At 42.0% G+C, this 22,073-nt stretch carries 14 protein-coding genes; 4 read left to right on the forward strand and 10 right to left on the reverse strand.

What is annotated here, in order from left to right:
* Positions 1 to 56: 56 nt before the first annotated feature.
* From mnmA to ACFS5N_RS03480, 3 genes are all read right to left on the reverse strand, one after another.
* Positions 57 to 1,145, reverse strand: a complete 1,089-nt coding sequence (gene mnmA / locus ACFS5N_RS03470; RefSeq protein WP_377182273.1) for a tRNA 2-thiouridine(34) synthase MnmA — start codon at positions 1,143 to 1,145, stop codon at positions 57 to 59.
* A gap of 317 nt (positions 1,146 to 1,462) precedes the next feature.
* Positions 1,463 to 2,140, reverse strand: a complete 678-nt coding sequence (locus ACFS5N_RS03475; RefSeq protein WP_377182275.1) for a GDSL-type esterase/lipase family protein — start codon at positions 2,138 to 2,140, stop codon at positions 1,463 to 1,465.
* 12 nt (positions 2,141 to 2,152) lie between these two features.
* A complete protein-coding gene (locus ACFS5N_RS03480; protein WP_377182277.1) occupies positions 2,153 to 3,769 on the reverse strand; it encodes a Na+/H+ antiporter in 1,617 nt (538 codons plus the stop codon).
* 190 nt (positions 3,770 to 3,959) lie between these two features.
* Between ACFS5N_RS03480 and ACFS5N_RS03485 the strand changes: the two genes are divergently transcribed.
* From ACFS5N_RS03485 to ACFS5N_RS03500, 4 genes are all read left to right on the forward strand, one after another.
* Entirely contained in the window at positions 3,960 to 5,423 is a 1,464-nt protein-coding gene (locus ACFS5N_RS03485) for a 3-keto-disaccharide hydrolase (RefSeq protein WP_377182279.1), read from the forward strand.
* Between the two features lie 18 nt (positions 5,424 to 5,441).
* Positions 5,442 to 7,532, forward strand: coding sequence for a plastocyanin/azurin family copper-binding protein (locus ACFS5N_RS03490; RefSeq protein ID WP_377182281.1), 2,091 nt, complete (start codon positions 5,442 to 5,444; stop codon positions 7,530 to 7,532).
* Between the two features lie 111 nt (positions 7,533 to 7,643).
* The gene (locus ACFS5N_RS03495; protein WP_377182283.1) at positions 7,644 to 9,800 is read left to right on the forward strand and encodes a serine hydrolase; all 2,157 of its coding nucleotides are present in this window, start codon (positions 7,644 to 7,646) and stop codon (positions 9,798 to 9,800) included.
* A 70-nt stretch (positions 9,801 to 9,870) separates the two neighbouring features.
* Entirely contained in the window at positions 9,871 to 11,892 is a 2,022-nt protein-coding gene (locus ACFS5N_RS03500) for an alpha-galactosidase (protein WP_377182285.1), read from the forward strand.
* Positions 11,893 to 11,910: 18 nt separating this feature from the next.
* Here the strand turns inward: ACFS5N_RS03500 and ACFS5N_RS03505 are convergent, their stop codons facing one another.
* From ACFS5N_RS03505 to ACFS5N_RS03535, 7 genes are all read right to left on the reverse strand, one after another.
* Positions 11,911 to 14,481: a hypothetical protein gene (locus ACFS5N_RS03505; protein WP_377182287.1), complete on the reverse strand. Its 2,571-nt coding sequence runs from the start codon at positions 14,479 to 14,481 to the stop codon at positions 11,911 to 11,913.
* Between the two features lie 21 nt (positions 14,482 to 14,502).
* Positions 14,503 to 14,769 carry a hypothetical protein gene (locus tag ACFS5N_RS03510; protein ID WP_377182289.1) on the reverse strand — a complete coding sequence of 89 codons (267 nt, stop codon included), beginning with the start codon at positions 14,767 to 14,769 and terminating at the stop codon, positions 14,503 to 14,505.
* 257 nt (positions 14,770 to 15,026) lie between these two features.
* Complete coding sequence (locus ACFS5N_RS03515) at positions 15,027 to 15,698, reverse strand: response regulator transcription factor (RefSeq protein WP_377182291.1); 672 nt, start codon at positions 15,696 to 15,698, stop codon at positions 15,027 to 15,029.
* Positions 15,699 to 15,710: 12 nt separating this feature from the next.
* Positions 15,711 to 16,499, reverse strand: coding sequence for a sensor histidine kinase (locus ACFS5N_RS03520; protein WP_377182293.1), 789 nt, complete (start codon positions 16,497 to 16,499; stop codon positions 15,711 to 15,713).
* A gap of 111 nt (positions 16,500 to 16,610) precedes the next feature.
* The gene (locus ACFS5N_RS03525) at positions 16,611 to 18,431 is read right to left on the reverse strand and encodes an OmpA family protein (RefSeq protein ID WP_377182295.1); all 1,821 of its coding nucleotides are present in this window, start codon (positions 18,429 to 18,431) and stop codon (positions 16,611 to 16,613) included.
* Positions 18,432 to 18,440: 9 nt separating this feature from the next.
* Positions 18,441 to 19,427: a PorP/SprF family type IX secretion system membrane protein gene (locus ACFS5N_RS03530; RefSeq protein WP_377182297.1), complete on the reverse strand. Its 987-nt coding sequence runs from the start codon at positions 19,425 to 19,427 to the stop codon at positions 18,441 to 18,443.
* Positions 19,427 to 21,919, reverse strand: coding sequence for a T9SS type B sorting domain-containing protein (locus ACFS5N_RS03535; RefSeq protein WP_377182299.1), 2,493 nt, complete (start codon positions 21,917 to 21,919; stop codon positions 19,427 to 19,429). Before ACFS5N_RS03535 ends, ACFS5N_RS03530 begins: the two co-directional genes overlap by 1 nt.
* Positions 21,920 to 22,073 lie beyond the last annotated feature (154 nt).

Here is a 22,073-nt window from a genome sequence, read left to right on the forward strand (position 1 = left end):
TGATGCCAGAAAAACTACTCACCCAATAAACCTAATCAACTACTCACTAAAAAAAATCACATCAAAAACCCGCCACCCAACAAATCATTGCCTTCATAAAATACGGCAGACTGACCAGGCGCGATACCTGACGCGACATGAGTGAAATCAACTTTCATATGTTCGCCCATTTGTACTATGGTGCTTTCGGCACCCGCATCTTTGTATCTTATTTTAGTGATGGCATTTAACGGTTCATTGATACTTTCATATTTGATGAGGTTAAGGTTACGCACCCAGGCTTGCTTGCGTTGCAGTTCTTCCTCAGTGCCTAAAACTACCGTGTTGGTAGCCGGGTCAATCTTGGTTACAAACATGGGTTTACCTAAAGCCACACCCAGGCCACGGCGCTGACCGATGGTATAAAAAGGATAACCCTCGTGCTTACCTACTATGGTGCCGTCTGTAAGCGTAAAATTGCCACCGGCAACACGTTCTTCCAGATCCTCAACTTTATGGCGTAAAAATGCTCTATAGTCGTTATCAGGCACAAAGCATATTTCGTAGCTTTCGCTTTTACCTGCAAGCTCAATCTGCCCCATATCTAAAGCCATTTGCCTGATCTCGGGTTTTGAGAAACTGCCCAGCGGAAATTTGGTACGTGCCAGGTTTTGCTGCGACACGCCCCAAAGCACGTATGATTGATCTTTATTCTCGTCTTTACCTTTTGATATGACGTAGCGGCCGTTGTCCTGTAAACGGATATTGGCATAGTGACCGGTTGCAATGAATTCGCAATCCAGTTTATCGGCGCGTTTCAGTAACGCTTCCCACTTAATGTGGGTATTGCAAAGCACACATGGGTTAGGCGTGCGGCCGGCCAGGTATTCATCCACAAAGTTGTCGATCACGAAATCGCCAAACTCACTGCGTATGTCTAATATATAATGCGGGAAGCCATAACCAACGGCCAAAGCACGGGCATCATTAATGCTATCCAAACTGCAGCAGCCGGTTTCCTTTGAGCTGCCGCCTGCTGACGCGTAGTCCCAGGTTTTCATGGTAAGGCCGATAACCTCGTATCCTTGTTCATGCAGCATTACTGCCGCTACAGAACTGTCTACGCCACCGCTCATTGCCACTAATATTCTTCCGTGCTTGCTCATATAAGGCGCAAAGATAAGGCTTTCAATTTAATGGCTCAGTCAGTAACAGGTAAATATTACCCCGGTAAATTGCTGACTTACACCTGCAGGTGTTTCACCAGGGGTGTTTCACGCTATAATTCACAATTAGCACAAAAACAAACAAATATCTGATATTAAGTTACTTACAATGTTTATATAAAGTATTAGTGCTGTTTCAAAGTGTTTCACTACATTTGATTAAACTATTAACTTACAGGCACTTAAATAAAAAAGGTGTTTCAAAGTGTTTCACAAAATATGAAACACTTTGAAACACCTGAAACTTAAATGAAAGATCATTTAATCAGGTAAGGCCAGATGGCTTTTTCCCAGATATCGTAGCCAAGTTTGGTCATATGCAGTTTATCGCCAACGTATAGCTCAGGGCGCAACTTACCGTTGTCAAGCATCAACGGGTAAACGTCAACAAATACCACGTTTTGCTCTTTAGCAAAAAAATCTTTAGCCATCTGGTTAAACTTAACTTCCTCAGGCATAATCTTCGCCCTCGACGGACTTGGCTTCATCCCGATGTAAATGATAGGCAGGTCCGGCATTTTAGCTCTGATAAGGCCATATAATTTAAGCGTACGTGCATACACAGTATCAGCGCCGGCGGGTGCCTTACCGTCAACCATGTCGTTCTCACCTACATAAATTACCAGTTGTTTGGGTTTATACTTGAAAACCAGTTCGTTCAGGTAATAAATGATATCATTGGTCTCAGCGCCGCCGATACCGCGGTTCAGTGCATTATAGTCGGCAAACTTCCACTGGGCGTCATCCCATTTGCGTATAGATGAACTGCCGGTAAACAGCAAAGGAGTTTTTGGCGGCATAAACATACCGTCATATTTCTTGATCACCTGTACGTCATCCCAAAAGTTAGGTTTGGGGTTCGGTACATTGGATTGCGCCTGCGATGCGGCGATGACAAAGCTCAGGATGGCAGTAACAATAAAACTCTTCTTCATTTGTATAATTGGTTATTCGCCGGCTTCAAAATGCTGGCGTAGTTTCTCTTCTTCCAGGTCAAGCAGCTCAAGCTGATGGCGCACTAAAGTATCACTAATATTGTCTTTACGGTTAAGTGTAAGCAATAATTTACGTTGCTCACGCAGCAAGTGCGCCATCACTTTGCGGTAATCTTTATAAAAATCTTCGGCCCGGGCGGCGCCGTCATCTTTCTCCCAGTCGCTTAAAAATTTGGCGTCAGTATGGTAGCGCAGTTTGAGCGATTTGATCATCCCGTTGGTTTCGCCCAGATCATGATATTCCTCATCTAAAATCTTGAGTGAAAGGTGCGACAGCTTCTTGCGAACTAACTGACGCTGTTGCTCCAGGGACGAGTCTGTGTAGTCAGGGTCGGGCATGTTAACCCATTTTACCAGGGCAGGTAGTGTAAGCCCCTGCAAAACCAGCGTTCCTAATATAACACTGAATGTGATAAACAAAATGAGATCACGATTAGGAAATGGCTGCCCGGAATTTAAAGCAACCGGTATACTCAAAGCCGCTGCCAGCGAAACCACCCCACGCATACCCGTCCAACCCAGTAAAATAGGCGCTTTCCAGCCCGGGCTGGGATCGGCTACCGTAATAATATGGCTCATGAGCATGGTGATGACTGTGGCGCCATAAGTACAAATAAAACGGCTAACAATCAGCACGCCGACAATAATTGCACTATACTTGATTGCGGGCGTCAACCCACCGGGCCCCAGGTTCTTAATTACTACAGGGAATTCCAGACCAATCAGAATAAAAACAATACCATTAAGCACAAAAGCCACCGCTTCCCAAACATTTACTCCTTGCAGGCGGCTTCGGTGTGACAAAAACTCCTGTTGCCTGTGCGATAAGAATAACCCGCCGCTTACTACGGCTAATACGCCAGAGAAATGGAATTGCTCGGCTGTCATATACATTACATAAGGGGTGATGAAAGTCAGTATCACATCCATATTATTTGATGTGGGCAGCCAGCGGTGTATGGCATAAAATACCAGTGCCACAGCTATACCAATTACTATGCCCATTATAATTACCAATGCAAAATCAACCGCTGCATTCCTGAAAACAAATGTGCCGGTGAGTACCGCAGCCAAAGCAAACCTGAATATCACCAAACTGGAAGCGTCGTTGGTTAAGCTTTCGCCTTCAACAATGGATATAAAACGTTTAGGAACCTTCACGTTTTTTAATATTGCGCTGGCAGATACGGCGTCGGGAGGAGAGATGATACCGCCTAACAGAAATCCTGTTGCCCATGTAAAGCCGGGAATAAATCGCGCAGCAAAAAAAGCAACCACGCATGAGGTTAGTATTACCACAGGCAGGGCAAAACTGGTAATCACCCGTCGCCACTTCCAGAAATCTTTCCAGGAGGTGTTCCACGCAGCCTCGTACAATAGCGGCGGCAGAAATATCACAAAAATGAGCTCGGGCTCAATTTCAATGCCTCTTAAAAATGGAACAAAGCCCAATGGCAGGCCTATCAATACTAAAATTATAGGGTAGGCTATTTTTATTTTCTGAGCCAGCATTACACTAAATAAAACTATAACCAGCAAGCATAGATATTGGATAACGGCAGTGTGCATAGCAATGAAAATACAATAAATTTTACTAATGCAGCAAAATTGAGGCTAACCTATTGGGAATAATTAATAAAGACCAAAGTTGACTATACAAGTAAAAAAATGCTGATATTTAATTTTATAAATTACATATTTGTAGCCAAGCTACATTTTATACTAACCACTTATAAATTGCTTATTTAAAACTAATATCATGCAACACAATTACCTGTTAAAGCGTGCGCCTGTAAAAGCATTTTTATTGGCGATATGCATCCCGTTTTTTGCTTCGGCACAAAACACAAGGGGGCTACAGCAACAAATTTCGCTGAATGATCTTTCGGCATTTAAAAACCCAACCCCTAACTGGTCTATTGCCGGCTCGGTGATGGCCGATTACAACAAGCCTGAAACCATGACTAAAAAAGATGGTCAGGGTATTTTAGTGAATATCCACGGTAAAGATAAAAACGAAGATATCTTCACCAACATGGAACACGGCGATATCGACCTGAGTGTCGATTTCATGATGCCACGCGGTTCAAACTCGGGTATTTATCTGCAAGGCCGTTATGAGATTCAGTTATTAGACAGCTGGGGCAAGCAGGCCCTGACCAGCGGCGACCTTGGCGCTATCTATGAGCGTTGGGACGAAAGCCGCCCGGCCGGTCAGTTTGGTTTTGACGGTGTTGCGCCGCGTATCAACGTGAGCCGTGCACCGGGCCTTTGGCAGAATATCCGTATCCAGTTCCAGGCGCCAAAATTTGATGCATCTGGCAAAAAAATAGCTAATGCCCGTGTGGTACGTATTATGCTGAATGGTGTAACCATTATTGAAAATGCGGTATTGCAGGCACCAACCCGCGGTTCTGCTTTTGCTAATGAGGCTGCTATGGGTCCGCTGCGTTTGCAAGGCGATCATGGCCCTGTGGCTTTCAAAAACTTCCGTTACAGCACTCATGTTGGCGCTTATACAGTAGATGGAAGCCGTCAGGTTTGGGATAGCAATGACAAGCCTGTTACTGTTGATGTAAAAGGAGAGCCGGTTGTATTCCGCAGCTTTGTGGATATACCGGGCAAACGTGTTACACACTCTGCAAGCGTCGGTTTATTGAACAATGTGAGTTTTGGTTTTGATTTAGAGCAAGGCACTGTTTACCAGATATGGAAAGGTGGCTTCCTTGATGCTTCGCCTATGTGGCTTTCTCGTGGCGACGGTAACGCCCGCGCTATAGGTAGTGTAATCAGTCTGGATGACAAACCATCTTTAGCTTTAATTCACCAGGATAACCAGGCCTGGCCGGATACTTTAGAGAAAGGCATTTATCGCCAAAAGGGTTATGAATTGGACGAAGCCGGCGTACCTACTTTCAAATACATTTTTGATGGCATCAACATCAATGATAAAACAACCTGCGACGATGGCAAAATGCTTACCCGCAAGATTAGTGTTGACGGCCCCGCAGCTCCAAAAGACCTGTTTGCACGCGTTGCTGAAGGCAGTGATATCGTAGAATTAGGTAACGGACTTTATGCAGTGAACGACTTTACTTACTATGTGCAATTAGACAAAGGTGTAAAACCGGTTATCCGCACATCGGCAAAAGGCAAAGAAATGCTACTGCCAATTAAGAACACAGATAAAGGTTCTTCGGCTCAATATTCATTGATCTGGTAATCTCAAAAGACATTAAAGATGAAAACTATTCTTAAAAATATATCACTTACCATAGTAGCGGGTTTAAGCTGTGCCGGTGCATTTGCCCAAAACAAAGCTATCCCTACAGAAAAAGATTATTACCGTATTGTAAGCGTGCCGACACCTGAAGGTGTGGAGCTTGAAGTGGGCGGTCTGGCTACTTTGCCAAACGGCGACCTTGGTGTTTCAACCCGTCGCGGCGATGTTTACATCATCCAAAATCCATATCAGTTAAACGGCAGCTTGCCTTACTATAAAAAGTTTGCCAGTGGCATGCATGAAGTATTGGGCTTAGCTTATGTTAACGGCGATTTTTATTGCGTACAGCGCGGCGAGTTAACCCACCTGATAGATAAAAATGGCGACGGCAAAGCCGATGTTTACGAAACGGTTTACTCATGGCCGGTATCAGGTAACTATCACGAATATTCATACGGACCGGTGGTTATGCCAAATGGCAACATGATGGTTAACCTAAACGTAGGCTTTGACGCCGAGTGGTGGAGAGGTAAAAGCTTAGTGCCATGGAGAGCATGGTGTCTGGAAATTACGCCGCAAGGTGAAATGCACCCATATGCTACCGGTTTTCGCTCGCCAGCAGGACAGGGTTTAATTGACGGCAAATATTTCTATGCTGAAAACCAGGGCGACTGGGTAGGTTCAGGTTATATCATGCAGCTGGATCGCGGCGACTTCGCCATGCACCCTGCGGGTTTGCGTTGGGCCACAGATCCGTCATCGCCGGTAAAAGTTCGTACTGAAGATATTTACTCACGCGTAAACCCGCGTTTTAATGACCCAGAAGGTAAAATTGAGGACCGCGACCCAAATCGTCCATATAAAACCTTAGCCGAGGTTGCAGATGACGTCAAAAAAGGCTTTAAAACTCCTGCCGTATGGTTGCCCCACGGCACCTTAGGTAACTCAACCTCGTCAATGATCCAGATCCCTAACAACGATAGCTTTGGCCCCTTTGCAGGGCAGGTTCTAGTAGGTGATCAGGCACAGAGCCGTCTTAACCGTGTATTCCTGGAGCAAGTTAAGGGTCAGTACCAGGGTGCTGCTATTCCTTTCCGCGAAGGTTTTGAATCAGGTGTATTAAGATTAGCCTGGGGTAATGATAACTCATTATTTGTCGGTCAGACAAGCCGTGGCTGGGGTTCAACCGGTCAGAAGATATTTGGCTTAGAGCGTTTGGTATTCGCTAAGCAAACTCCATTCGAAATGAAAGCCGTGCGTGCAATGCCTGACGGTTTCGAGATTGAATTCACCGAGCCGGTTAACAAAAAAGCCGCTGCCGATCCGGATAACTACACCATAACAGGCTTCACTTACAAATATCACCCGGTTTATGGTAGCGCGACTATCCGTGAAAAAGTTCATATCGTAAATGCCGCTATTGTTTCTGAAGATGGCCTGAAAGTTAGATTAGTTGCCGATAGCCTTCGCCAAAAATATATCCATGAGATTAAAGTTGATAAAAACGTAGTATCTGCCGATAGCAGCTTTAGCTTGTTGCACCCGGTTGCATACTACACCCTGAATAACATCCCTGACGGCGAAAAGCTGAATGTACCAAAACGTAAGCCAAAAATGGAACACGATATGGCAGGTATGAACATGAATATGGGTAAGAGCAAGCCGTCAAATGCTAAGGCAGCAGTTTCAAATGGTGTAGCCTTAAAAAAGAATCAAACTACCAAACCGGCATCATGGACTACCATTGACCAAACCGTAGCCATCGGTACCAAACCAGGGTTAAAATTTGACAAAGCCGAATTAACACTTAAAGCCGGTAGCAAAGTAAAGCTTACCTTCACTAATAATGATGATATGCCGCACAATTTCGTGGTTGTACCGCAGGGCGAAGCTATTGCCGTAGGCGATATGGGTACCAAATTAGGGTTGCAGGCTGTTAAATTGAGTTACATAGCCAATACACCAAAAATCCTGTTTAATGCAACTTTAGTAGGCCCCGGCTCATCGCAAACTATATACTTTGTAGCACCTAAGCCAGGCAAGTATACTTATGTTTGTACCGTGCCTGGTCATTACTACGTAATGCAGGGCACGCTGACTGTAGAATAATACAGAACAAGCTATAAATGTAACAAAGGTGATAAGGACAATAGTCTTTATCACCTTTGTTGTTTTTGGGTATATAAATTCGCTAACTTGTCGACAGCCAATTAGCCAGCCATGCGATTTATCAGATTTTGTTTACTTGCTTGTTTTCCGTTTGCTATAAAAGCTCAGCAAAAAGAATTTATATGGAAACATGCCACACCCGAAAGTGTCGGCATGTCGACTGTTAAACTGGAAGCCTATAAAAACAGGCTAATGGCTGAGGGTACCCATAAGCTGCTCATCATTAAAAACGATAAAATTATCTGTGAAGCTTTTGCGAAGGGATGGAAAGATGGCGAGGCAGTTAGCGGCACTGCCTCATTAGCTAAGGCTTTAGTAAGCGGTATGTCTTTAAATGCGGCTATTGCCGACGGCTACATTAGTGCTGATGCGCCTGCTTGCTTGTATATCCCGGCCTGGAAAAAATCAGATATAAAATCGACAATTACGATAAGACAGCTGGATACCCACACATCGGGTTTGGACGATTCAGAAGGCACAGACGAGGAAGAAGCCGAACTGATCAAGCAACATAAAGACCGGCATATGGATCTGCCCGGTTGGAAGGGTATGTTCTGGCGCAAAAATCCCGATCCGTTTACGCTGTCGCGCGATAGTGCCAAAGTGCTGTTTAAACCGGGTACGGGTTCGCAGTACAGTAATCCGGGCATAGCCATGTTGAATTATGCAGTTACCGCCAGTTTGCAGCAATCGCCGTATAAAGATATTGCCACCTATCTGGACAAGCGCATGTTTAGCCGTATCGGTATCAAAAAAGGCACTTATATGGTTGGCTATCGTACCAGTTATAAAGTTGACGGACTCGATCTGGTACCTGGCTGGGGCGGGGCAGCGTTTAATGCAGAAGCCGTGGCCCGCATTGGCAGATTAATTATGCGACATGGTAATTGGCAAGGCCATCAGGTTATCGATTCAACAGTAATTAAGCAAGCGCTCGGAATAAATGGTGTAACTGATTATGCATCGTTAACAAATATTCCGGCCCGAAATCCGAATGCAGAAGATATCGAACCCACTGCTGCTTTGGGTTGGTTTACCAATCACGATGGGGTATTTAAGTCATTACCCCGCGACGCATTTTTTGGTGCAGGTGCAGGAGAGCAATTACTGATCGTTATTCCGAGTTTACAGATGATCATTGTACGGATGGGCTCGCCGCTTAATCCAAATTTTAGTGGCAAAAATTACTGGAAATTTGTGGAGGGCGAATTGTTTAACCCATTGATGGATGCCGTTGAAGAGGCGCCTTATCCAAAGAGCAGTTTTATTACGTCAGCTACATTCGCGCCTGCGAATGAGGTGATTCGCATGGCCGAAGGCGGTGATTGCTGGCCCTCAACCTGGGGTGACGACGGCAACATGTACACCGCTTACGGTGATGGTAACGGTTTTAAGCCCTATACAGATATCAAACTCAGCATGGGGCTGGCAAAAGTATCAGGTACGCCGCCGAATATTTCGGGTGTAAACATCCGCACCTCGTCCGGCGAGCGGGTAGGGCACGGCGCGGCCGGAGCAAAGGCCAGCGGGATGATCATGATTAACAATAAGCTATATATGTGGGTACGAAATACTAACAATACGCAACTAGCTTATTCGGAAGACCATGGCAAAACCTGGATGCAAGCTAATTGGAAAATAGACGTTAGTTTTGGCTGCCCCAATTTTGTGAATTACGGCAAAAATAACGCCGACGCTAAAGATAATTACGCATATACCTACTCAATAGACGACGCCAGTGCTTACAAATATGGCGATCAAATGGTAATGACCCGGGTGAATAAAAACCACATCCTGGATTGGCGCAGCTACCAATTTTTTGCGGGATATAATAAAGCGGGCAAAGTACTATGGTCTGAAGATGTGCGAAAGCGCAAACCTATCTATATAAATCCCGGTAAAACTTATCGCTCCGGGATGACCTACGATGCGCCGCTAAAACGTTATATCTGGTGTCAGGCCATTCCGCTGTCGGGCGACAAAGATGAGCAGGGGCCGAGATTCAGAGGCGGTTTGGGGATCTTTGAATCGCCAAACCCGTGGGGGCCATGGAAAACCGTTTATTACACCCGCAATTGGGATATGGGCCCCGGCGAGTCGGGCAGCTTGCCTGCAAATTGGATAAGCAAAAATGGCAAAACACTTTATTATTTATTCTCGGGTAATGACAGTTTCTCGGTGCGTAAGCTAACACTTAAAACAAAGTAAGCGTAGCTGCCTATCGGCATTCGTTCATCATCCGGGTATATTATAAATTTGCTGCAAACTCAGAATTCTCATGTTACGAATAAAACTTCTTGTTACCGGTTTGATAATATCTTCATTTGCTTTGGCTGCAGGCAGACAGCAAATAGTTCCTTTTGGGGAAAATAATCAATTGATAGTCGATACGCATACCGGAGCATTTAGTATAAAGTATAACGGTAAATTAATTTTGAAAGATGCAACGGCCGCTTTCGTCAATAACAGCGATAAATATCAATCTGCCGATTATATCAAAAGGACAATCAGTGTAAAGGCTATTAACGACAAACTGGGCGCAGGGAAACTGTTAACCCTTACCTCGGTTAAAGCCGGCGCTCCGGTGATGAAGCAATTATTTTATTGCTATTTGAACCGCGATTTTGTGATAACAGAACTAGAAATTGACGGGGCTCATCTGAGTTCAAATTATATGGCTCCGGTAGTTGCTAACCGCGGTAATTTATATGCTGATACAGATCTGCGTACTTTATTTGTGCCGTTTGATAATGACACCTTCATCAAATATCAATCAAAAATATTAGGCCCCCATGTAAATACCAGCGCAGAGCTTGGCGTGATATATGACAATGCGTCGAGAAAAGGGTTAGTAGTTGGATCATTACAACATGACACCTGGAAAAGCGGCGTAACAAGCGCAGGGCATGGTGGAGAAATTAGTCGGCTGGAGATGTTTGGCGGATTAAATGATGTAACAATAACCCGCGACTCCGTGGCTCATGGTGCATTAAAAGGCAACATGATAAAATCACCAAAAATGTTTGTTGGTTACTTTGCCGACTGGCGGAAGGGCCTTGAGACCTTTGCTCACGCGGATAACGCTATCGAGGGCCGGTTTGTAAAACCGTGGAATAAAGCGACACCGGTGGGTTGGAACAGCTGGGGTGTTATAGGCTCGCACATCAACTATGAAAAAGCAACCGGCGTGGTTGATTTCTTTGATAAACAAATCCCCAATTTTCGTAATGAAGATGGTACCGCTTATATCGACCTTGACTCTTTTTGGGATAACATGGTTAGCGGCGGTTTTAAGGGGGACTTTACAAAACTAAATAGCTTTGTAAATTACTGTAAGGAACGCAATTTGCAGCCCGGGGTATATTGGGCTCCATTTACAGATTGGGGCAAAAATGCAAATCGCACAGCCGAAGGCAGTGACTATAAATTTGGCGATATGTGGACAAAAACCGATAGGGGTTACCACGACCTTGATGGCGGCCGCGCGTTGGACCCAACACATCCCGGTACGCAGGCTCGAATTGCTTATGTATTGGGTAAGCTAAAAGATTGTGGTTTCAAAATGATAAAGATTGATTTTTTGGGGCATGGTGCGGTAGAATCAAGCCATTTCTATGACCCCAAAGTAACTACAGGAATGCAGGCCTATCGCATTGGTATGGAGTTTATTGATAAGACACTGGATAACTCAATGCTGCTATATGCCGCCATTTCGCCATCACTAGCTACCGCACGATATGTACATATGCGCCGTATAGCCTGCGATGCTTTTCATTCAATTAAAGACGCCGAATATACCCTTAATAGTGTTACCTACGGTTGGTGGCAAACCTATATGTATGATTATATAGATGCCGATCATGCTGTTTTTGAGAAAGAAAATACCGGAGCTAACCGGGCGCGGCTAATCTCAACCTTAATTACAGGTTCAGTTATTTTGGGCGATGATTACAGCGTCAAATCAGATTGGCAGCCTCAGGTCAGAGAATGGCTTCAAAAGCCTGAATTAAAACTACTTATTAAAAGCGGGAAAGCCTTTATGCCTGTTGAGTCGGCTATAGACGGCACAGCAGCTCAGCTATTTATCCGCAAGGAAACCAACGCCGTCTATTTGGCAATATTCAATTATAAAAAACAAGCCGATAGTGTCGTGATTGACATTAATCGTCTTGGTTTAGCGGCGGGGAAAAAATATAAACTGGAAGAAGTTTTGGGTGGCCCAAGTGTCAATCTTACAAAGAAAACAAGTGTTTATTTCACGCAAGAGGGCGCTTATTTATATAAGGTAATTCCCAACTAAACTTGCGATAGGCGAACGTTATAATCGCCGGTTTTTTATAATACTATGTTGAAGAAATAACTTTGGGTTTAGACCACTCTCTCGCGTTATTTTATTAAAGTCGTCACTAATTTGTTTATAAAGCTCAGGCGATGAAGTTTGCAGCGTAGGGCTTTTTAATAAAACTGAAAACACGTACATCTTGGATAATTTATAACCAAACTGGTGTGCTATATTATTTATCTGTTTAATTTCGCCGGCTATTTGGTTGTCCTTTAACGTATTATTGATTAGGGTTTTTATTTTCAAGCTGTGAAACAGCATCTTCATATAGGGGGTAAGGAGGTTATTATTTTTTTTATAAGAAGCAGACAGGTCATGATATATATTTGAAACTTTTGCCAGCTCACCTAGTTCAAAATAAGAGTTAGCTTCAAGGGTTTTAATAAAAAAGAAATACTCCCTAACATGATTGTTTGATACGTCAGATCTGTAATTTCTATTCAGAAATTGGATGAACCTGAGTATCTTGAGCGGATTATTACTTAATAACAAAGTATGTAAACCCAGTAAAAAGAGTATATCATTTGAAGCTGATTTCTTTAGCTCAAGCAAATTACCTGCAGCGTTAAAATATAGTTTCGTTAAATCTGTTATCGCCTCTGTTTTAATGATGCCGTATTTTAAATGATAGTATATAGCGTCAAGACAATTTAACGGATTCACCGGGTATATTTCAAATTCGGCTTTTGCGAAGGTTTTAAGCTTTGCCAGGCTTATTTCAAGTTCATTAAGATCAAGCTGAATAGTCGCAATAACGGCAAGCGTGGTGTGTATAAGTATTTTTTTCTTATCAGATAGTTCAAACTTCAGCAATACTTTTAAAAACTTCTTATAATCAGAATTTATTAACTCTAGTCCAAAAAAATAATCGAATAGTTTTTCACTGAATGAATGTTTGAAATACTGAACCAAAGAATCATTTCTAATGGTTGATGAATGTTCACTTTCCAAAACCTCACCTAAAAAGGTGATAACTTCTGACTTTTCATTCATGCTTAAATGTGTTTCGATAATGTTTTCAATGTTTTTTAGCTGCCCGGTTTTAATGGCATGTATCATACACCACTTTAATACATTTACCTTATGTGGGTTTGAAGTAAAAAGTTCATTGATGTTTTTAATCAAATCATTATCCAGCAAATTACTATTGTCGTAAAGTAATGTCTTGGCAATACTGTGCTCCATGAATTGATCGTTACCAAACACTACGTATGTATTTAACTGATAATTGCTGCTTTCATTAATCTCGCGTATAAAACCTACACTTAATAGTTCCTGATAGGCGTGAAGATATTTCTTTAGCAAGCTGCTTATTTTTGTTCTGTTAATTTGGTAGCTCTCATTTTCAATATCCAACTCATTAACCAAACCTTTAATTAATAACATCTTTTCTGCCGAATACTGGCCCAAGTAAACTTTTTTTAGAATGAAAACAGATATTGTTTCATAAAGGCTCAGGTGATCGATACGATGTTGTAAAAAGTTGTCTTTATGCTGCTGATAGTAAAATTGAAAATATAATGGATGGTTGAAGTTTTCAACCACATTAAGCGATATGAAGCTCTCTGTGCCGGGTTTAATCTGGTGACATAATAATTTAATCTCCTGCAAAGTAAATAACGGAACATTAATACAATTGCCGTCGCTATTGAAACCGGTATACCAACTATCCTGAACTATTTCAAACTCATGCCGGTTATTGATCCAGGTAGCAGTACGTGTGGTTAGTACCAGTTTAAACCAGTCGTGATTTTGATAAAATGAGAAGATATCAATAAGCTGATTCATGATGATCTTGAAATGATCACTTTTAAACATGTGGTCATCAAATCCATCAATAATCAAATAAAATTTATTTCGCCCGCGCTGTTTGCTATCCAGTAATACATTAACGTCATCGTCAGCATGATGCCCTAGCAATGCCAACATCCACTCGTGAATATCGCGGCCGCTTACCAGTGCGCTCATAATAGCATTACTACTAAATAAAAGTACAATGTCGTTTACATCATTAAGCGCATCGACTGCTAATTTCTTCTCTATCCATTGGCAAAGTGCAATGGTTTTGCCATACCCAGCCGGAGCGGCTATGACAGTCCCGACGCGGCCGGAGGCTATAAATTCGTCAAAGTGATAATCAATAAATTCGCGATCAATAGTTTGGTTATAGGGGATGCCTGATTTGTTTTTTAAAGCCTGCAGGGTAAAGCTGGTTATTTTATTGGCACTTTGTTGTATAAGCAGCCAGTTTAACTCTTTAGCAGGGCCCGAAATAGCTTTTTGATCCTGCTTTTCACAAAAGTCGTCCCAACTTTTGTAATTGCAAAAGCGGGCTAATACATTAAGCGTAAATAATGACGGGCTGTATTTGCTGTAAGCAAATCCATAAATGCGTTTAAAAGTGGTTTCGCTAATACGGTTGCCATTTTTTTTATATACTCTATCTGATAATGCCCGGCATTCGGAGGGTAAAATATTAGCTATACCCGCATTAACCAACAGAAGCTTTTTTAGCTCTTCATATTTAGGCAGCGAAATTTTACTCATTGTAATTTGTCTCCCATATTACTAATCCACATTGGCCATTACCAACTTGACACACTGATTTACAGTAAAATCGCTGGAAATTGTATCGGGCAAAATCTTTGTTCCCGTTTCGTAATGCATTGCTATTGTCTGCAACTTGCTTTCAAGCATACTACAAGCGTTTTTGCTATTAATTCCTAAAGTAGATAATGATGTAAAACCGTTTAGGTTATAAGGCTTTATTGCAGGTAAACCACAAATACTTAATATTTCTGATTTAACATGATTGGTTATGTAAATTTTATTCATAGGCGTCAGCGATACTAAAATAGCAAACGTAGTCTATTAAACACTTTCGCCAACTGATATGTCTGTGTGATATCACTTAACAAACTTTCATCAGGTGTTTACTTTGGTATAGATTTAGTGTAAGGTAATAGTTTTTATCATATTTTTTTCTTGTGGATTAATGTTTTATGTAAATATTTATTTAAAAGCTGTATTTTTTTCAAAGTCAGGTAAAAATACCTGATTTTGAAATTGCGTATTTTTACGCGCATTAATATTTAGATAGGCATGGTATAAAAACCATATTTTATCGCAAATAATACCAGGCCTGCACTATTTCGACATCCTGTTTTGGACAGCAGATTTATCCGATGTCCCTCGATTGTCCTTTGACTTAAAAACATAGCTTGAGCGATTTCGGCGTTACTGTATTCTTTGCAAATGTATTCTAATATTTGCTTTTCGCGGTTGGTTAGCTTAACCTGTAAAGTGCCCAGCGACTGCTGAATAACGTTTTTCCTGTTAGCATTATCTTGTATTGCCTTTAATACATTTTTGTTAAAATAAAAGCCGGTTTTATACACGGATTGAATCGCCATAATCAACTCCGCTTTATCACAATTTTTCTCCAGATACGCCGAAGCTTTTGCATGAATCATTTGCGCAATTAAAGAAGGGTTAATATGAACTGACAGGATTATAACTTTTATTTGCGGATACTGCTCATGTAAAATTTCGTTTAATTCAATGCCGTTCATCCCAGGCATATCCATATCTACAATGGCTATATGTGCTTGTTTATCAATCAGATCAGGCAGCTTTTCAATAAAAGCGCTGCCACTTTCAAAATCGCCCGACACATTAAAATCATCTATACTATTGATTAGTAAACTAAGACTTTGCCTAAATAAATTTTGATCGTCAATAATAAATACAGGTATTTTATTCATGTGGTTTCCAAATTAATTTAACGGATAGTTAATTTGTATATGAAAGCCATTGCCTGGCGAAGTGTTGATTGTATAACCGGCATTAATCACCGTAAGCCGGCTTTCGATATTATGCATACCTATACCATTATTTATGCCGTTAATATCTGCGCCAACGCCGTCGTCGTCATAGTTGAAGGTTAACAAATTATTCTCAATTTGAAATAGCATATTGGCATTTTTTGCCTTTGCGTGTTTAATGGTATTGTTTAATAGCTCTTCGGCAACCCTGTATAGTGCCGTTGATACAGGAAGGGGTATGCTTTCCAGCACCGAAGCAGCGTTATTAGTAAAATTTACAGTTAACCTGCCCGATTGACTGATCAGCGTGCACTGTTCTTCAATAGCAAAAGCGAGGCCGTAATAGGTTAGGGCTGTGGGCGAAAGGTTGTGTGATATGTGCCGCACATCGTTCATCATTTTGTCAATGATGTCTTTACTCGACTTAATGAACCTGGTATAATTTTCATCAGCAACATCAGGCTTAAACATTTCAATAATTAGCCTGAGGCTTGATATGGCAGCGCCAACATCATCATGCAAGTCGCGCCCAATGCGCTTGCGCTCTTCTTCCTGCGACTCGATGATTACCTGCAGTAATTCTTTCTGGTGCGCTAGCTGTGCCTGTTGTAACTGTTGGCGTTGTTGCAATAATTTGTTCTGGTTTCGTATATAGATCAATATAAATGAGGCCACCATCAAAAAGGTGCCGCCCATTGCAATTACAGCTAGTACAAGGATATTGTCAGAAGTTTTCTGCATTTATAAAAAGCTATAGCAAATAAAAAAAATTCGATTATTTTTCTGATAAACCTTTTCGCGAGAAATACGGCACAATACTAAAATGAAGTTATGTGGCTATTAACAAGTTTATTATTCACTTATTATTCGAACCTCGGTACGTCTGTTTATTTGATGTTGCTCTTCAGTACAGTACTCACCTTTAGTGCAATTATTCAGCAAATGCGTATCGCCATAGCCTTTAGGCACCAGGCGTGCCCGGGGTATGCCTAATTCAACCAGGTAATTTACAGCAGCCATTGCTCTTTTTTGAGACAAAATTAAATTATAAGCCGATGGCGCCCGCGAATCGGTATATGAACTAACCTCCAGACGGATGTTGGGGCGTTGCTTCAAAATAACGGCCAGCTTTCTTAATTCCGCAGCAGCATCTGGTCGTATGTTCCATTTGTTAAGGTCGTAATAAATATTATTTAAAATAATGCTTTCATTTTTGTGCAGTGTTAAAAGTGCGGTAACGGGTTGTGGCGATGCAACTTTTGTATTAGGCTTGCTGCTTGCTAAATCTTTGTTTTTGTAAATGCCGTTTGCGCTTGTAATATTAGCTCTATCTGAATCTTGTTCATCCCCGGGTAGTGAATTTTCTGCAGGCCCGTTGTAGTCAAAACTGTAAATGTCGTCATTGCCCAGGCCACCTTCGCGGTTTGACGACAGGTAGCCGCCGGTTTTATTGTTTGCAATAAAATAAAAATCGTCGCTGGTGCTGTTGATTGGATATTTTAAATTAATCGCTTTGCCCCAGCTGGCCTTTTCACCCTTAGCTCTGAAAATATCCAAGCCACCCATGCCAGGTAAACCGTTTGATGAAAAATACAACAAATTGCCCATTATGGTTGGAAACGACTCGTCCTCTTTTGTATTAATATTTTTGCCACAGTTTACCGGCTGATCCCAGTCGCCATTGCTGTTTTTAGCGCAATACCAAATATCAGTTTTGCCTTCGCCACCGGGCATATCAGATGTAAAATAAATTGTCTTACCATCACCTGATAATGCTGCGTTTCCAACTGAATACTCAGCCAGATTATTATAAGGAAAGCTTTTAAATGATGCCCACTGACCTTTTACCTTAGTTGCTACCAATAACTCTAAACGACGGGTATATAATTTCTGCGTATTGTCAGGAGTTTTGACATCGGTAGGAAGTTGTTTATGAGGTACGGTTGTCGTTATGGTGATATAAGCGGTATCGCCGGTATTGGTAAATATCATCGGCCCGACATGATATTTGGAATCAAACAGTTTATTACCCTTTGTCTTTAGATCGAACAATGTAACTACGTCATTTTCGTCTTTATATACATTAAAATAACCATCGCCATTGCGATAATAGGTGTCTTTTTTGCTGTTGCTTGCTTTCCTGTCAGATGTAAATACATATTTGTCTGGCCCCCAATGACTTAGACCCCAGTCTGAATATTTGCTGTTGAGCTTTTGCTGGTTATGAATAGTATACGCTTTTTCTGGCTCCTTTATCCATTTTTGAGCAGAGTCAACGCTAGCCAATTTCAATGCAAGCTGCACTTTATCTTCTTGTTGGTAGTAATGTTTATACTGTTCTTTAGCTTCAGTAAATTTTTTGTTACGCAGCAATATTTCGGCATAATAAAAATGATCAATCGGTTCAATCTCAGCGTAGCCAATGGTTTTGCCATACCATTCTTCGGCATTGTTGTAATCGCCCATTAACCGGTAGCAATCAGCAACACGCTCTACTATCAAGCCGTCGGGATTTGATTTTTCGGCCAGACGTTTATATATTTTTAAAGCATTGAAATATTCATAGCGTTCAAAAAAATTATCGGCCAGTTGTTTTGTGTCCGGTTGCTCCTGTGCGCTAACCCTGGCAGCCATGCTGATGAATAATAGGAGTAAAGTGGCTATCTTTTTCATATTATCAAACTAAAAATAGCGCGGACTTAATATCCTGCCCTTCGCGCGGGCAAAACTATAGGTTATCGAAATTTCATGTGATCCACCCGGAAACATTGAAAGTTTACTGGTGCCATAGTCATAAGAATAACCGAAACGGAAAAGAGGTGTAATGTTTATACCCACCATACCGGTAATAGCGTCAGACCGAACCAGGTTACTTTGCAAATTAGATTTGTTCCACAACGCAGCGCTGGTACTGTAGGCAGCGCCTGCCCATATTAAATCACTAATCAGGAAATACGTGGCGACATTGATATTGGTTGGCCCTTTAAAATCTTCTTTTATCAAAAACGAAGGCTTCCAGTCAAGAACGGGAGAGATATTGATCATTGCCCCTGCAGTTAGGTAATAGGTCCTTACTTCCTGGATAAATACAGAATTAGGATCGGGGTAGGCGTTAGGTACCAAATTTAAAACAGACCCGCCTATATAAAAGGATGGCGAGTAGTAGTAGATACCTGCCCTGAAGTCTGGCGCCAATTTATTTTGTATGGCCGACGAGATTGTCGGATCTGTTGCATTACCGGTATTAAATTTGGTGCCATCAATATTATAAAGTATTGCACCCACACCAACGCCAAAACAAAGACGTTGAGAGTCTTCGTTGTTTAAACGTAAACGGTAGCAATAATTAGCATAAACCGAAGAGTTATTTTCTGGCCCCAGCCGGTCATTGGTTACCAGTAATCCAAGCGCGACGTTCTTGTTTTCAGGATCGGTAATACCGTCAACGGATAAAGTATTGGTAATAGGGGCGCCCTCTACTCCGGCCCATTGCAACCGGCTGCTTGCATTCACTGTCCAATTGTCTTTGTAACCTGCGTAGGCAGGGTTTACCGCCAGCCCATTAAACAAATATTGGCTAAGTTGTATGGTTTGCTGAGCAAAGCCTTGGGTAAAACTTATAGCGGTGAGAAAAAGCAGCAGGATATATTTATTCAGTCTACCCATCATCAATGTTTTAAATATATCCAATCTTTAAATACCTTAAATGTCCCGTTTGCCTCCCGGCGGTTTAGCACAAAATAATATGTTCCGTCGGCCAAACCTTTTCCGGCCCAGTCATTAGCATAATTGTCTGAATGGTAAACTTCATTACCCCAACGGTTATAAATAGACAAGTGGCTGCCAGGGAATTTGTCAATATCTGGTATTGTCAATACATCATTATTACCGTCGCCATTGGGCGTAATTACATTTGCATTACCAAGTTTTGACGATGTTACATTAATAGTTAACGTATCTGTACAGCCATTTAGATTAGTAAAAACAAATTTGTATGCACCAAGCTGAGATAAACCGGTTATATCAGTTTTAGCAGTTGTTGCCGAAGCAATGGTTGCCGCAGCCGGTGTGTTACCTACCTGAGCCCAGATACCTGCCTGGTTAGCGGTAACGGTAGCCTTTTTATCGCGCTCTATAATTTGATCAGGTCCTGCGTCAGGCGCTGCCAGAAAGGTTGCTGTATCTGTTTTTATATTATTACAACCTACACCTGATGGTGCAGAATCGCATTCGTTAAAAGCATCGGTTGGAACTGCGGCGTCTGGGTTAGTCGCGTCCGGGTCAGTTACATCAGCCGGCCGACGTATGGTTGCAGCTACGCTTACTTTACCGGTGGCCGGCACTTTAGATACCTTGCCTGTAATGTTAAACGTAATGACCGCGCCATTAGGCATATCCATTGTTGCAATGTATGAAGCCGGATTGGTTATACTGCTAACTATAGTGGTAGTGCCGGTTGTTTGCGTACCGGTGGCTTTTACATCGACCATTTCGGCCGGAAAATCAAATTCAAATATTGAACCTTTAACATCACTGGGGCCGTTATTTCTAACCGTCGCGACGTAGTTTACAACTTGCCCTGCACAACCCTTAACCACATCTGATTTAAGACTAACCACCTCAAGATCGGCCTCCCTTAATGTAAATGTTAAATTGTTGCTTATCGGCGCCTGGCTAACATATGCCCAGGTATCAATACTTTTATTGTTGCCAAAATCATTTTCAGAGTTATTAAACGTAGGCGATCCCCATTTGTGCCCATTCACCAAACTATTTATACCAGTTAAATTGGTAATAGGGTTTGAAGGGGTACCTGTTAATGTAAGCGGACTATCATCCCAATATACTGTATTGTCGGGCGCACCGTTACCGGTAGTTCGGGTAAGCTTTATACCGTTTATGTTTCTTTCAACGTCAAAAAACGGAAAATGAACCTCTGCATTAAATAAGGACACCGATAAATTTGCATTATAAATTGTGGTGCCAGCTGGAATTTTGTTGCCTAACCCGTCCAAACCATCCCATACTATGCTATTGCTGCCATTTGTAACTTTACCGGTAAGTTTGCGGTCAATAGCATCAGTAAAAGATCCATTGTTATTGACGTCTATAGCTAAAACGTAACTGCCGTTTGAGGTAACGTCAAAATTGAATGATCCACCAAGCGGCGCGGTCCCTGCCTGACCTACGGTACCTTCAGTGCCAACAAATTGAACATTAGTGATAGTGGGTACAAAAGGAGGGTTGATTAACCAGGTATTTCCGTTGCCAGGTGTTTTCGCTGATGCAGGAAGATCAGCCGCCGGTGAATTGAAAAATATTTTATGAGTAATATCTGTCTGTGTATCGGGAGCAGTTGGGTCTTGCACTAATGGCGATGCAGTGTTGTTAACGCTCTGATAGCTTGCTGTACCGCTTGCTGTTTTAAAACCTTTGTTGTTTGCAAAAAATGAGAAGCCATTACCCGCCTGCCCGTTATTATCTAAAACATATTGATAGCCGTCTTTAGTTAAAATGTAAAATATACCATTAAAACCCAGGCTGAAAGAACTCAGCACCCCGCAGAATATATTGGTAAATACCCTCCCTTTAACCGGAGCGTTTGAAGTATTGAATACAGTAATATCAAATGCGGCTATATATGGGCCGGTTGGTTGATTCCAATTGCCGCCTGCCGGCGTTACAACCGGGTTTGATTCAGAGCCGTTATCACTTCCCGGCGCGGTAAAGTCAACCTCCCAAACGCCTTCCTGTGCAGCTGTAGCCACTACTTTGTAAGGTGTATAGCCACCGGCAGCGGGTAACGGGCCGGCCGATTCCTGAGAAGCGTCCAATATAAAACCTGTGGTTTTTGAATTTCCGCTGGTAAAAGTGCTTCCATCAGGCGCTCTAAGGTATATGGTACCTGAATTTATGCCCTGAGCACTCGATCCGACATTGATAGTTTCACCGGCTTTTACATACACTTTCATAGTGCCCAATGTGGGGAATGGAAATGATTGCGTAGCTGTTTTACTTGAATATAAATAGGCGCGGCCGCCGCCGTTAGAGTTTATTTCTTTACTGCCCTCAGCCCGGACAATTTTAGCGGATAAAAGTAACAGCAGGGCGCAACATAACTGCCACTTTTTGTAACAACGGCCGGTAAATAAATAGTTCAAAACGATGTAGAAATTTCCCAAATAGTATGGCCTTTTTTATGCTTAGGCTTTGTTGATAAATTTAAAAATAATTTCATCAATTACCCAATAACAAACTTATTAACAAAAGCGCTATTTATACACCGTTTAATACAAAAAAAGCCGATTGCGCATT

It is taken from the genome of Mucilaginibacter ximonensis (assembly GCF_042686265.1).
GTDB lineage: Bacteria > Bacteroidota > Bacteroidia > Sphingobacteriales > Sphingobacteriaceae > Mucilaginibacter > Mucilaginibacter ximonensis.